This is a genomic window from Halomarina rubra, from assembly GCF_023699475.1.
In the GTDB taxonomy this organism is placed as follows: domain Archaea; phylum Halobacteriota; class Halobacteria; order Halobacteriales; family Haloarculaceae; genus Halomarina; species Halomarina rubra.
The window spans coordinates 154,160-167,161 of record NZ_JALXFV010000001.1; the positions used below are offsets into that span (position 1 = coordinate 154,160).

Genomic DNA, 13,002 nt, shown 5'->3' on the forward strand with positions numbered 1-13,002 from the left:
TAGTTCACAGAGGTGCCGCTCGTACTTGTAGCATCGACAACATGCAGGCAGGATTCGCCGCTCTCCGGGCTCACGGACTGTCTCGGCGGGTAAAGCGAGTGATTCGGTCTCGCGGGAACTGACTCGTAGTGAACTGCTCGCCGTTCCCGCTCGACGCTTGCGGTGTCGCTTACGGCGACAACCGCTGCCGGTCTCGCGGGAACACGGTCGCTTCGCTACGCTTCACTCCCTGTCCCCACCCTCGGACAGCGGCCTCGCCTCACGGCGAGAGCCGCTGTCGGTCGCGTGGGAACAACACAGCCTCCCGGATGTTGTCGAGTCCGAGCATCGTCATGACGAGGCGCTCGCCACCGAGGCCGAAGCCGGCGTGGGGCGGCATGCCGTAGCGGAACATCTTCGTGTAGTACTCGAACGCCTCGGGGTCGAGACCCTGCTGTTCGAACCCGGCGACGAGTTCGTCGTAGCGGTGTTCACGCTGGCCGCCCGAGACGAGTTCCATGTCCGGGTGCATCATGTCGAAGCCCGTCGAGAGGGACTCGTCGTCGTCGTGGTCCTTGATGTAGAACGGCTTGACCTCGCTGGGCCAGTCGGTGATGAAGTAGTGACCGCCGACGTCGGCTCCGAGCGCCTTCTCGGCCTCCGTCGAGAGGTCGTCGCCGAACACGAGCTGTTCGTCGAGTTCGCCCGTCGCGTTGACGCGCTCGATGGCCTCCTCGTAGGAGAGCCGCGGGAAGTCCTCCTCGGGCACCTCGAACTCGTCGGCGAGACCGAGCGTCTCCAGTTCGTCGGCGCACTCCTCGGCGACGGCCGCGTAGGCCGCCTTCAGCGCGCCCTCACAGACGTCCATCGCGCCCTGGTGGTCGGTGAACGCGCTCTCGAAGTCGATGGAGGTCGCCTCGTTGAGGTGTCGCGGCGTGTTGTGCTCCTCGGCACGGAAGATAGGGCCGATTTCGAAGACGCGCTCCAGTCCGGAGCCGACCATCAGCTGTTTGAACAGCTGTGGCGACTGGTTCATGAACGCCTCCTCGCCGAAGTACGTGATGGGGAACAGTTCGGTGCCGCCCTCGGTGCCGGTGGCGACGATCTTCGGCGTGTTGATCTCCGTCGCGTTCTGCGAGCGGAAGTAGTCGCGGACCGCTTCGAGGACGGTCGCGCGAATCTCGAAGATGGCCTTCGGCTCGTCACGGCGCAGGTCGAGGGTGCGGTTGTCGAGTCGCGTCGGGAGTTCGGCGTCGACCTTCCCGGAGGGGTCGAGGGGGAGTTCGGGGTCGGCGGGTGCGACGACCTCGACGCTCTCGGGGACGACTTCGACGCCCGTGGGGGCGCGTGGCTCCTCCTCGACCGCACCGGTGACCTGCACGACGGACTCTCGCGAGACGTTCGTGCCCGTCTCGACGAGGTCTTCGTCCATCTCGTCTTTCGCGAACTTGACCTGAATCTTGCCGGTCTTGTCGCGTACGATGAGGAAAGCGATGCCGCCGAGGTCGCGGATCTCGTGTGCCCAGCCGGCGACGGTGACGTGGTCGCCCGGTTCGGCGTCCGCTGTGTACGTTCGGTCGTCCATACGCCAGCGTGTCGGTCGAGCGGCTAAAGTGGGTCGGATTTACTTCCCGTAGTTCCCGGCGACCAGTCGCGAGTACGCCCGACGGAGGCGCTGGCTGATGGCCTGTTCGCTCACGTCGAACTCGACGGCGAGGTCCGCGAGCGTCGCCTTCCGCGGGACCTCGAAGTAGCCCTTCTCTAGCGCGAGGACGACGGTCTCGCGCTGGCGTCGGGTGAGGTTCGGCCCCTCGTCGTCGTCGTCCTCGACGTAGACGTTGTCGAGGTGGACGGCGGCGTCGCGCTCGGTGAGCCACGTCCGGTAGCTGTCGAGCGCGTCCTGGTCGGGGAACCGGGACTCGGTGTGCCACCAGTCGTCGTCGTACTGGAGGGTGAGCCAGGTGGCGTCGGACTCCTCGCTCGCGGCCGTCAGCGTCGCCCGAGTCTCGACCTGCGCGCTGTACAGTCGGTCCCCGGCCCCGTCGTCGTCGAGTCGAACCACCCCCGAGACGGTGCCGTCGGACTGGAGTCGTCGCTCGAACCCGTCGAGGTCGACGCCGTTGGCCCAGAAGTGAAGCCGTGACTGACCGGCAGTCGTCTGTCTCGCTCGTTCCAACGACACGCTCACGTCGCTCGCCGCGAGCGTGTCGGCCATCGCCAACGCAGGCGACTGGACGCGGTGTGCGGCGATGAGTGACATAAGCACCCTGCGTGAGCAAGGTGTATATATTGTCGGGTTAGTTGTTCGCGGCTGTCACGCCCTCGACGGTCTCTCTGACGGCCGCACAACCCGCGTCGTGGACGAGGTCGCCGACGACGACGACGTCCGAGTGCTGGCCCATCTCGAACGCCGAGTCGTAGTCGTGGACGCCCCCACCGTAGAACAGCGTCGCCTCGTCGAGTGCGTCGTGGGCCGCGCCGACTATCTCCGGGTCGCCGAGCGTCCCCGAGTACTCCACGTAGACGATGTCCTGGCCGAACATCTGCTCTGCGACCTCCGCGTAGGCGGCGACGTCCGCGGCGTCGAGGGTGCAGTCGGCCTGCGTGTACTCCGCGACGGAGGCCTCCTCGTTGAGCACGATGTACGCCTCGGTGTGGGTGACGTCCCACTGGATGTCGCCGTCCATGCGGACCCACTCCTTGTGCGCGCCGGTCACCCACGCGATGTCGCCCGCGTTGAAGACGATGGGGACGAGGTAGCCGTCCAGACCGTCGGGGTGGACGACGACGCCCGCGCTGCTCGGTTCGATGTACACCGGGATGTCGTGGCCGCGGGTGCCCTCGATACAGCCCTCGACGTACTCGGCCATCTTCTCCTCGGTCATCCCGAGAGTCCCGCCGACCATGATAGCGTCCGTCCCGGTCGCCGCCACGTCCTCGAACGTCTCGTCCTCGTACAGCGTCTTGTCCGGGTCCACCTTCACGATGTGGTCCCACTCGCTCCACGCGTTCATACTCGGAGGACCGAACGCCCGGACAAAACCGCTTCGACACGTTCACACACCGGGGCTATGTGTATTGCCTCCCGTTCGCGAGGGGCTACGTCTGTGGGCCCCACCCTTATCCCCCGTGCCGGTGGAGCGGTTGACATGTCCCACTGCGCCGACGGCGACCCCCCAGTTCCCGCCGACGCCGGTTCCGACACCGGTTCCGACGCCCGCCCCGACATCGAGCGCGTGAGCCGTCGGGACTTCGAGGAGGTCTGGCACGAGCAAGACCCCAGCGTCATCCCGGACCTCTACCACGCCGACTACCGCGGCCACGGGTTCCCGCTCCTCGGCACCGTCTCCCGTACCGGCTACCGTCGGGTGTCGGGACTGTTCCTCCGGGCGTTCCCCGACATCCGGTTCGACATCCACCGCCTCGACTCCGCGACCGGCCGGGTCGAGACCGACTGGACGTTCGAGGCGACGCACTCGGGGTGGGTCGGCCCGCTCCCGCCGAGCGGCGCGCGCATCAGCGTCGACGGCTGGGGTCGCCACCGCTACGAGGGCGACCGCGTCGCCGAGACCTGGCTGGACCTCGACTGGGCCGACCTCGCCGGCCAACTCGGTCGAGGGTACCTCGCCGCCGCCCGCGAGAAGGTCGGCACGCTGGTCTGAGCGTCGCTGCTCCCCCGTCGACTCGCCCGCCTGCACTCTCCCGCACGTTCTCCCCCGTCCTCGTGACGCTCTCCCCGTCGAGTGACCACCGCTACGGTCGTCGAGCACCATCCTCCCACATGGCTCCGAGACGCGAGTCGACCCGCCCGTCGCGCTCGGACGCGGGCGACGACCTCACCGAGCGACTCGTCGCGGCGATTCGGGACGCTCCGCGACCGGTGGTGAACACGGGGTATCTGGTCCGACAGTTGGACCGACCAGCCGCGGACCTCCGCCCCGAACTCGACGCGCTCGTCGAGGCGGGGGTCCTCGACCACCACGAGGTCCGCGGGCGGGGCCACCTCTGGTGGCTCACGCTCGACGCCGAACTGGAGGGGTAGTGTTCGTCCCACCCGTCGACCGTCCAGCGAGCGGTTCCTCCCGTCGGTCCGGTCGGGAGTGTGTACGACGAAAACCACCATCGAACGCTGTCGTAGGGTCTGGCGAGCGATGTCCGTTCAGGTCGCCGCCTGACTCTGCCACTCGCGAATGCGGTCGGCGCTGACGCCCTGGACCTCGCCCGCGACGGCGTCGGCCTCGGCGTCCCGGAGGTCGTCGAGGCTCTCGATGCCCGCCGCCGCCAGTTTCTCGGCGGTCTTCGAGCCGACGCCGTCGAGGTCCTCGATGTTCCGCATCGCGGTGCGCTCTCTGTACTCGGCGTAGTTGCAGATGGGACAGCCCAACTCCCACGGGTCGTCACCGTTGTGGACGACGAGTTCGGGCAGGTCGTGTTCGTCGCAGTACTCGTCGGTCACCTCGATGTCGCCCTTCCGTGGGAGGGGCAGCGAGTACTCGCAGTCGGGGTAGCGGGTACAGCCGACCAGTCTGGACCCCGAGCGGAGGGTCTTGATGGCGAGCTCCCCGTCGTGCTCTTCGCCACAGTCCGGACAGACGCCGATGACGCGGTCCTCGGCGTCGTCGGCCTCCTCGGCCCGACAGAGCGGGCAGCCGTGGGTGTAGGTGTCCCGGCCGGCGAGCATCTTCACCTCGTGGAGGCCGTGGTCTGCACACTCGTCGTCGAGCACCATCGGCTCGCCGTTGCTCGGGAGGGGTAGCGTGTACTCGCAGTCGGGGTAGCCGTCACAGCCGACGAAGTACGACCCGTAGCGCGAGCGCCGGACCAACAGGTCCTCGCCGCAGTCGGGACACGGGCCGAGCAGTTTGTCGGCCTTCAGCGCCTTCCGGAGGTGGTCGCCCACCTCGTCGCGGGAGGCGTGGAGGTCCTCGAACACACGTTTGAGGATGGCGCGGGACTCGTCGGTCACCTCGTCGAGCGTCGCCTCGCCCTCGGCGATGGCGCTCATGTCCGACTCCAGTTGCGCGGTCATCTCCTCGCTGACGACGAGGTCCGCGAACCGCTCGGCGGCCTCGACGACGCCCGTCGCCAGCTTGGTCGGGCGGGGCGGGTCGCCCTCGATGTAGCCGCGGTCGTAGAGCTTCTGGAGCGTGCCGTGGCGGGTCGCCTTCGTCCCGATGCCCATCTTCTCCATCGTCTCGATGATGCGCGACTGGCCGCGCCGACGGGGTGGCTGGGTCTGTTTGGCGTCGAGGCGGGCCTCGGAGACGGCGAGCGTCTCGCCCTCCTCGACGGCGGGGACGTAGTTCTCGGTCGTGGAGTGGTACGGGTACACCGCGTGGTACCCCTCCTCGACGAGACGCTTGCCGTTGGCCTTCAGCAGGCAGTCGTTCGCCTCGGCGACGACCTTGAGGTGTGCCCACTTCGCGGGTTCGGCGCAGGTCGCGAAGAACCGACGGACGACGAGGTCGTAGACGTCCCACTCGTCGTCGGAGATGTCCGTCGGGAACTCGCCGGTCGGGTGGATAGGCGGGTGGTCGGTGGTCTCCTTGTCGCCGCTGGTCGGTTCGATGTCGTCGCGCTCCAGCAGCGAGGCCGCGTCGTCGCCGAAGCGGGCGTGCTCGGCGAACCGTTCGAGCAGGTCGCGCTCGTCGAGGTCGTCGGGGTAGACGGTGTTGTCCGTCCGGGGGTAGGTGATGTACCCCGACGTGTAGAGGTCCTCGGCGATGGACATGGCGCGCTGGGCGGAGTAGCCGATGGAGCCCGCGGCACGGATGTACTGCGTCGTGTTGAACGGTGCGGGTGGGTCGTCGGTTCGGGTGCGGCGGTTGACCGACTCGACGTGGGCCTCGCTCGCTCCCTGGAGACGCTCGAAGGCGCTCTCGGCGTCGGCCTCGACCCAGACGCGGTCCTGTTCGTTGTCGTCCTCGTCGTACAGGAAGTACTGCGCCTCGAACGGCTCGTCGTCCTCGTCGTGTTTGGCGAGGTTCGCGTACAGCTCCCAGTAGTCCTCGGGGTCGAACGCCTCGATCTTCCGTTCGCGGTCGACGATGAGCTTCAGCGTCGGCGACTGGACCCGACCCACCGAGATGAAGTCGTTGCCCAGCTGTTTCGCCGACAGCGAGAGGAAGCGCGTCAGCGCCGCCCCCCACATCAGGTCGATTATCTGGCGAGCCTCACCCGACGCGGCGAGGTCGAAGTCCAGTTCCTCGGGGTTCGCGAACGCCTCGGTCACCTCGCGGTCGGTGATGGAGGAGAACCGGACGCGCTTGATGGGCGCGTCGCTCTCCTCGCGGACGAGTTCGTACGCCTCCTTCCCGATGAGTTCGCCCTCGCGGTCGTAGTCGGTCGCGACGATGGCGCTGTCGGCGTCACGGGCCAGCGAGCGCAGCGCCGCGACGATGTTCTCCTGGGTCTCGGTCTTGACGACCCGCGCGTCGACCAGTTCGACGGGACGGACGTCCCGCCAGTCGTTGTACTCCGGAGGGAAGTCGACGCCGACGACGTGCCCCGACAGCCCGATACAGCGCTTGCCGCCCCACTTGTACACCGGGACGCCGTTACGTCGGTCGACGCTCGCGCCACCCTCGCTGAGGATCTCCGCGATGCGCCGCGCCGCGTTGTCCTTCTCCGTGATGATCAGCTCCACCACGGCCCACCTCGTTCGGTCATTGGGGTCGCTAAGCCGACCCGGTACGTAACGTTTTCGCCGTCAAAACCGCAACACAGCGCGCGTGTGCGCCGGGCGCGAGCGAGCAGGCGACGGGCGCACTCGCGTCGCGCGCTCGGGCGCGCGGGAGGTGTCGTGTGGCCGGCGACACGGTCGACCGGCGGGCGACGTCGACCGCCGGTGACGGCCATCGGGTCCGGCGCGAAACTGACAGCCACTTATTCGTGCGGACCACACCTCCGGTATGGACGACGACCTGCTGGGCGGGCTTCACCTGTTGGTGCTCCAGTTGCTGGCACTGGACGCGGTGGTCCACTTCGAGGTCATCTGGCCGCGCCTCGTCGCGGTGATGCAGTCGGGAACGTACCCACGCGTGGCGACCACCCTGATGTTGCTGGCGGTTCTCGCCGTCGTGGCGGGAGTCGTCGCGTTCCGCCTCGACCTCGTCTCCCGTCGGACGCTCTACCTCGCCGGCGTCGCGCTCGTCCTGGGCCAGTTGTTCGCGTGGTTCGTCTACCACAACGTCCAGACGGCCAACTTCGGCCACAGCCACGGGACGGGACCGTTCGCGTTCGTCACGAGCACCTGGGAACACCTCACCGACCTCGACGAGGACCCACTGGAGACCGTCTCGAAGGTCGCCGAGGTCATCGCGCTCGGACTGCTGCTCGTGTTGCTCCGCGTCGACCCACGGGCGCGCTCCGGCGAGCGGAGCCGCGCACTCGGCGACCACGAGACCGACGTGGACGCCTGAACGAGTCCCACTTCTATCGCCCGTTCGACGCCACTGTCGGTCCCCTCCAGCGACGGTCAGCCGCGGGCCACGACGGCCACCGCGCCCGCTTTCCTCGTCTCGGCGTCCGCCTCCGCGGGCGTCGTCTCCGTGTCGTCGCTCGTCTCGTCGGCGTCGTCACCGGTGGCTGCGAGGATGCCGGCCGCCGACACCACGCCATGGCCCGACCCGTCGTCGATGCCGTCGACGCCGAGGTCGACGGCGGTGTCGTAGAGGTGCTGGCGGACCTCGGTGGCGTTCATCTCGGGGTTGGCGTCGACGGTGAGCGCCGCGACCCCGGCGACGTAGGGGGCGGCGAAGGAGGTGCCGCCGTCGATGGACGCTCCGGAGAGTGCGACGCCGTCGGGGGCGACGAGGTCGACGTTCGTCCGGGCGCTGAACGGCCGGAGCGTTCCGTTGTCGACCGCACCGACGGTGACGACGCCAGCGGCGCTCGCGGGTGCGGTCGTGCCGCCCGTCGAGCGGTTCGACAGGTCGTGACTGGTGAACAGTTCGACGCGGTGTGGCTCGCTGACGTTCTTCGCGTGGATGCCGACGTAGTACCGCCCCTCGGCGACCGTCGTCGAGAGGTGTTCGAACGGTTGGCCCTCGTGGCCCGTCGCCTTCGCGACGGCGTAGTCGCCGCCCGGGTAGTCGCGGTAGAGGTAGACGTCGAAGTCGTCCGCCGTCGTCGGCCAGCCGTCCCAGCGCACCGAGACGTCGACGGCCCCCGAGAACGACTCCCCGTCGTTGAGGTAGTTGCGGTCGTCGGTGTCGGTGAAGTTCACGAAGCTCCCGTCGGTGTAGTTGCCCGCCCAGTACCGGTTGGCGTGGTTGCCCGCGCTCGTGACGAACACGACGTCCTCGGAGACGTTGGCGACGATGCGCCCGAGCGTCCCGGTGCCGTCGCCAGGCTGGGCGTAGTAGCTCCCGGAGTCGACGACGACGTCCGCGCGGCCCTCGACGAGCCAGTCGACCGCCTCGCGGTACTCCTCGGGCGAGGTGGTCGGTCCGACCGCCGCGAGTCTGAGGTCGGCGTCCGGTGCCGTATCGGCGACGACGCTGGCGACGGCGGTGCCGTGTTCCCAGTCGCCGCCGGCGTCGAACGCGCGGTAGGTCGTGTCGGTCCTCGCGACGGCCGGGTGGCTCATCCGGAAGTCGCTGTCGATGATGCCGACGGTGACGTTCTCGCCGGTGACGTTCGCCGCGTGGAGTTCGTCGGCTCCGACGACGCTCACACCCGGTGAGACCGTGTCGGTGCGGTCGAGGGCTGCCCCGGTGATGCTGACGGAGGTGATGCGCGGGTTCCGTGAGAGCTGACGGATCTCGGTGTACGACACCGACCCCTCGACGATGCGGTCACCCGCCCGCGTGTACGTCCGCTCGACGTCGATTCTGGCGGTGTCGGGGACGCTCGCGGTTCCTTTCAGCCTGAGGATGACGGCGGCCGGCTGGTCGACGGTCGGGGGTTCCTGTCGCTGTTCGTCGAGACCGACGCGGAGGCTGTCGACGGGGTCGACGTTCACCGCGCGGTCGTCGGCCGTGGCCGGGAAGTCCGTGACTGGCGCGAGCACCAGCGCACAGACCAACGCGACGACGACCACGCGACGGGAACTCATCGGGGAGGCTCAGACGGTCGGGCCACTCACCCGTTGCCAGCGTCGATACGCGAGTGCGAGTCCCAGCACCAACAGCCCCCCGGCGAAGAACACCAGTCCAGGCGGGACGACCAGCGGACCGCTCGCCCCACCGGCGGCACCGTCGGCCATCCGGGGGAACACCTCCGACTGGACGGCGTCGGTGACGACCAACTGCTGGACGACGTAGCTCACCAGTCCGAGGACGCCCACGGCGGCCATCAGCCCCTTCAGCGAGTCGAGGAAGCTCGTCTTGCGCTCCTCGTTGCCGACGAACACGACGAGCGGCTCCTCGCTCGGGGCGTAGACGTTCATCTCTCGGCCCTTCTGGGAGTAGCGGGTGTCCGCGACGCGGACGAGGCCGGCCTCCTGGAGGTTGGTGAGGTGGTGGCGGGCGTTCTGCAACGAGGTGTCGACGCGGCCGGCAACCTCCGAAGCCGTCGCGGGGTCCTCGTGCAGGGACGTCAAGATCGCACGGGCCGTATCCGAAGAGAGCGAAGAGAGCAGTTCCCCGGTGTCCTCGCCGTCGAGCCAGAACGTCCGGAGGTCACCCTCCTGCTCAGAGCTGGCATCCGTGCTAGTAGGCAACAGCCCTGACATTGTTCGTGATAAACCCTCATCATACAAATATCTGCGGTCCAGCGTCCGACGGAACGCCGAGTACGTCCAACAGTTGAACTTATATTTTGAGGAGTTATATTTTTAGAAGTAGTTGCTGAAAAGTGCAGTACAGCTTAGCTGTCTAACTTCTCGCGGAGTAGTTCGTTCACCGCGCCCGGTTCGGCGCTTCCTCCGGTCGACTGCATCACCTGCCCGACTAGGAAGTTGAGCGCTCCCCCTTCCCCGTCGTGGTAGTCCTCGACGGCGTCCGGGTTGTCGGCGATCGCCTCCTCGACGGCCTCCTCGACGGCGTCGCCCGAGGTCTTCCCGAGGCCCTCCGCTTCGACGACGGCGTCGGGGTCCGAACCGTCGTCGAGCATCGCGCGCAGGACGACCTCCTCGGCGTTCTTGACGGTGATGTCGTCGCTATCGACGAGTTCGAGCAGGCGGACGAACGCCGCGCGGTCGACGCTGCCGACGCTCCGGTCTCGGTAGTTCAACTCGCCGAGCAGGCGGTCGACGACCCACGACGCCGCGAACCCGGCGTCGAACTCGTCGGTGAGCGCCTCGTAGAAGTCCGCGACCTGCTTGGTGGAGGTGAGCTTCGACGCCTCCTCCGCCGAGAGGTCGTACTCCTCGCGGAACCGCTCGCGTCGGGCGTCGGGGAGTTCGGGGATGGCGATCTCCTCTTTCCACCCCGAGACGCGCATCGGCGGGAGGTCCGCCTCGGCGAAGTAGCGGTAGTCCTTCTCCTCTTCCTTCGAGCGCATCGAGACGGTGATTCCCCGGGACTCGTCCCAGTGGCGCGTCTCCTGTTCGACCGCGCGCCCGCGACGGACGGCGTTCTTCTGGCGCGTCTCCTCGTAGCTCAGCGCCTTGGCCGCGCCCTTGTGACTGGAGATGTTCTTCACCTCCGTCCGGTTGGCGTCGGCGAGCACGTCCGTCGGGATGGTGCCGTCCTCCGCGACCTCTTCGGCGTCCACGACCGAGAGGTTCGCGTCGATTCGCAGCGAGCCGTCGCGTTCGGCGTCGAACACGCCGAGGTACTCCAGCACCTCTTCGAGTTTCTCGAGGAACGCGCGGACCTCCGTCGGCGACCGGAAGTCCGGGTCGGTGACGATCTCCATCAGTGGCATCCCGGCGCGGTTGTAGTCGACCATCGTGTACTCCGCGCGGTCGATGGCTCCGCCCTCGTGTTTCAGGCTGCCGGGGTCCTCTTCGAGGTGGGCGCGCTCGATGCCGATGGTTCGGCGCTCGTCGGCGACGGCGACCTCCAGACTGCCGTCCTGACAGATGGGTTCGTCGTACTGCGTGACCTGGAAGTTCTTCGGCAGGTCGGGGTAGTAGTAGTTCTTCCGGTGGAAGCGGGTCTCCTCGGGGATGTCGGCGTCGAGCGCCTTTCCGACCTTCACCGCGGCCTCGACGGCGGCCTCGTTGACCACCGGGAGCGCCCCCGGCAGACCGAGACAGGTCGGACAGGTGTGGGTGTTTGGCTCCGAGTCGGCGGTGTCGGTCGAACAGCCACAGAACAGTTTGGTGGCCGTCTCCAGTTGGACGTGGACCTCCAGTCCGATGACGACGGCGAGGTCCCGCGCCTGGGTCGTCTGCGCGGTCATTGATTGGTCGTGGTTTTCGGCGGGTGGGGTAAAACGTGTCGGGACTAGGATGGTGCGATGGTAGTATCGGAGCCGCTGAAGTCGAGTCTGTGACCTCCGAAGCCCTCGGGCGCTCGACTCGGGGGCCACACACTGCGCTCCTCGCTCGCTTCGGTGCTTGTGGTGTCCGCCATCGTAGAGCTCCCTCGCCCTTCGATTCCGCCAGGAACCGCACCGCGCCTACCTGTCCCGTCGGCCGCGCCTGAACGCGCGGCCAGCCGTCCGTGCTGTGGCCGGAAGCGCGTGGCTGAACACCGTGAAGCCCGCGCGACTCGGGGAAGGGCAGGGCAGCCTCGGAGGACTGAAAGGGCGAGTGCTCCCATCGAGGGCTTTCGAGATGTCGCCCTCGACTCTGGAGTCGACTGCTTTCAGCCCAGAAACTCGACCAACCGCTCCGACACCGCCTCGGCGCGTTCGTGTTGGAGCCAGTGGGACGCACCGTCGAACCGCTCCAGTGACCCGTCCGCACAGAACTGGAGGCTCCGCTCGGCGTTCTCCTCGACGAGCGCCACGTCGTCGGTGCCCCACAACACGAGCGTCTCGGGTTCGATACGCGTGTCCCGGGAGAACAGCCCGCTCCCGACACCGTTGGCGCGATACCAGTTGACCATCCCCGTCAGCGCGCCCTCGCGACTCCACGCCGTCCGGTACCGTCGCAGGTCGTCGTCGGAGAACGTCCCCGGACGGGCGCTCTCGGTGAGCATCCGGGTCAACAGTCGGTAGTCCCGCGCGCCCATCGCCGCCTCCGGGAGTCGCGGCACCTGGAAGAACCCGGCGTACCACGAACGGAACACCTGCTCCCAGTTCGAGCGCAGCGTCTCGCCGAACGCCGCTGGGTGGGGGACGTTGAGGATTCCCAGCCGCTCGACGCGCTCGGGGTGCTCCTGGGCGAGCACCCACGCAACCATCGCCCCCCAGTCGTGCCCGACGACGGCCGCCGACTCGTGGTCCAGCGCGTCGAGCAGTCCCGTCACGTCGTCGGCGAGTCGTTCGACGTGGTAGGCGTCGCGTCCCTCGGGTTTCTCCGAGAGGTTGTAGCCGCGCTGGTCCGGCACGAGCACGCGGTGGCCGGCGTCGGCGAGCGCGTCCAGTTGGCGGTGCCAGCCGTACCAGAACTCGGGGAAGCCGTGGAGGAGCACGACGGGCGGCCCGTCCGCCGGTCCGCGGTCACTCTCGCTCTCCGGTCCCGCCTCGCTCCGCTCGTCGGGACCGGCGGTCCGGACGTGCAGTCGGACGTCGCCCACGCGGACGTACTCGGAGTCGCCGGGGACCGTCTCCGTGCGCATGGTCACGGATACGGGGTCGTCCCCGGAAGCGCTGTCGCAACCGGCAGCGAGCGGTCGACCCCCACCGAGACGTGAGTGACACGAGACGGTGTTATTGTCTGACGCAGGTTTATACGTCTGGGACAGCCGACACTAGACATGAGCAGCGGGAACCGCGTCGAGGAGCTCGAAGCGCGCGTCAAACAGCTGGAAGCGTCGGTCACGGGCCTGACCGACGAACTCGTCGAGTGCAAGGAGCGTCTGCAGGCGCTCGAAGACGAGGTCGACCCCGAGATGGACATCATCGAGGGTCAGCCGACGCGTGTCGACGACGAGTCAGAGACCGACACATCCAAATCCGCACAGGAGAACGGAGAGGAAAGTACGGACTCCGACACCGACGAGATCATCGTCGCGTAACGGGGTT

12 protein-coding genes are annotated in these 13,002 nt (G+C 67.9%); 4 read left to right on the forward strand and 8 right to left on the reverse strand.

All coding sequences use genetic code 11. The annotated features are described in order from the left end of the window. Positions 1-259 precede the first annotated feature (259 nt). Genes aspS through M1L36_RS00905 form a run of 3 tightly spaced genes read right to left on the reverse strand, consistent with a single transcriptional unit; the run spans position 260 to position 2,993 of the window. Positions 260-1,564 (reverse strand): aspartate--tRNA(Asn) ligase, encoded by a 1,305-nt coding sequence (gene aspS, locus M1L36_RS00895; protein WP_250871815.1) that lies wholly within the window; start codon positions 1,562-1,564, stop codon positions 260-262. A 39-nt stretch (positions 1,565-1,603) separates the two neighbouring features. Continuing rightward, on the reverse strand, positions 1,604-2,239 hold the full coding sequence (locus M1L36_RS00900; protein ID WP_250871816.1) for a helix-turn-helix domain-containing protein: 636 nt from the start codon (positions 2,237-2,239) through the stop codon (positions 1,604-1,606). A 37-nt stretch (positions 2,240-2,276) separates the two neighbouring features. Then, positions 2,277-2,993 carry a phosphoglycerol geranylgeranyltransferase gene (locus tag M1L36_RS00905; protein ID WP_250871817.1) on the reverse strand — a complete coding sequence of 239 codons (717 nt, stop codon included), beginning with the start codon at positions 2,991-2,993 and terminating at the stop codon, positions 2,277-2,279. A gap of 135 nt (positions 2,994-3,128) precedes the next feature. Between M1L36_RS00905 and M1L36_RS00910 the strand changes: the two genes are divergently transcribed. Beyond that, positions 3,129-3,641: an ester cyclase gene (locus tag M1L36_RS00910; protein WP_250871818.1), complete on the forward strand. Its 513-nt coding sequence runs from the start codon at positions 3,129-3,131 to the stop codon at positions 3,639-3,641. 119 nt (positions 3,642-3,760) lie between these two features. Beyond that, on the forward strand, positions 3,761-4,021 hold the full coding sequence (locus M1L36_RS00915; RefSeq protein WP_250871819.1) for a hypothetical protein: 261 nt from the start codon (positions 3,761-3,763) through the stop codon (positions 4,019-4,021). A gap of 117 nt (positions 4,022-4,138) precedes the next feature. Here the strand turns inward: M1L36_RS00915 and M1L36_RS00920 are convergent, their stop codons facing one another. Continuing rightward, positions 4,139-6,625, reverse strand: a complete 2,487-nt coding sequence (locus M1L36_RS00920) for a DNA topoisomerase I (protein WP_250871820.1) — start codon at positions 6,623-6,625, stop codon at positions 4,139-4,141. Between the two features lie 265 nt (positions 6,626-6,890). On the opposite strand from M1L36_RS00920, the gene M1L36_RS00925 reads away from it, so the two are divergent. Next, a complete protein-coding gene (locus M1L36_RS00925) occupies positions 6,891-7,400 on the forward strand; it encodes a hypothetical protein (RefSeq protein WP_250871821.1) in 510 nt (169 codons plus the stop codon). Positions 7,401-7,456: 56 nt separating this feature from the next. Here M1L36_RS00925 and M1L36_RS00930 read toward each other — a convergent pair whose 3' ends face one another. From M1L36_RS00930 to M1L36_RS00945, 4 genes are all read right to left on the reverse strand, one after another. Continuing rightward, a complete protein-coding gene (locus M1L36_RS00930) occupies positions 7,457-9,037 on the reverse strand; it encodes a S8 family serine peptidase (RefSeq protein WP_250871822.1) in 1,581 nt (526 codons plus the stop codon). A 9-nt stretch (positions 9,038-9,046) separates the two neighbouring features. Next, a complete protein-coding gene (locus M1L36_RS00935) occupies positions 9,047-9,655 on the reverse strand; it encodes an ArsR/SmtB family transcription factor (RefSeq protein ID WP_250871823.1) in 609 nt (202 codons plus the stop codon). 134 nt (positions 9,656-9,789) lie between these two features. Further along, positions 9,790-11,271 (reverse strand): Asp-tRNA(Asn)/Glu-tRNA(Gln) amidotransferase subunit GatB, encoded by a 1,482-nt coding sequence (gene gatB / locus M1L36_RS00940; protein ID WP_250871824.1) that lies wholly within the window; start codon positions 11,269-11,271, stop codon positions 9,790-9,792. Positions 11,272-11,678: 407 nt separating this feature from the next. Beyond that, positions 11,679-12,596, reverse strand: coding sequence for an alpha/beta fold hydrolase (locus tag M1L36_RS00945; RefSeq protein ID WP_250871825.1), 918 nt, complete (start codon positions 12,594-12,596; stop codon positions 11,679-11,681). 138 nt (positions 12,597-12,734) lie between these two features. Here M1L36_RS00945 and M1L36_RS00950 point away from each other — a divergent pair, with 138 nt between their 5' ends. Then, on the forward strand, positions 12,735-12,995 hold the full coding sequence (locus M1L36_RS00950) for a DUF7518 family protein (protein WP_250871826.1): 261 nt from the start codon (positions 12,735-12,737) through the stop codon (positions 12,993-12,995). Positions 12,996-13,002: the final 7 nt, after the last annotated feature.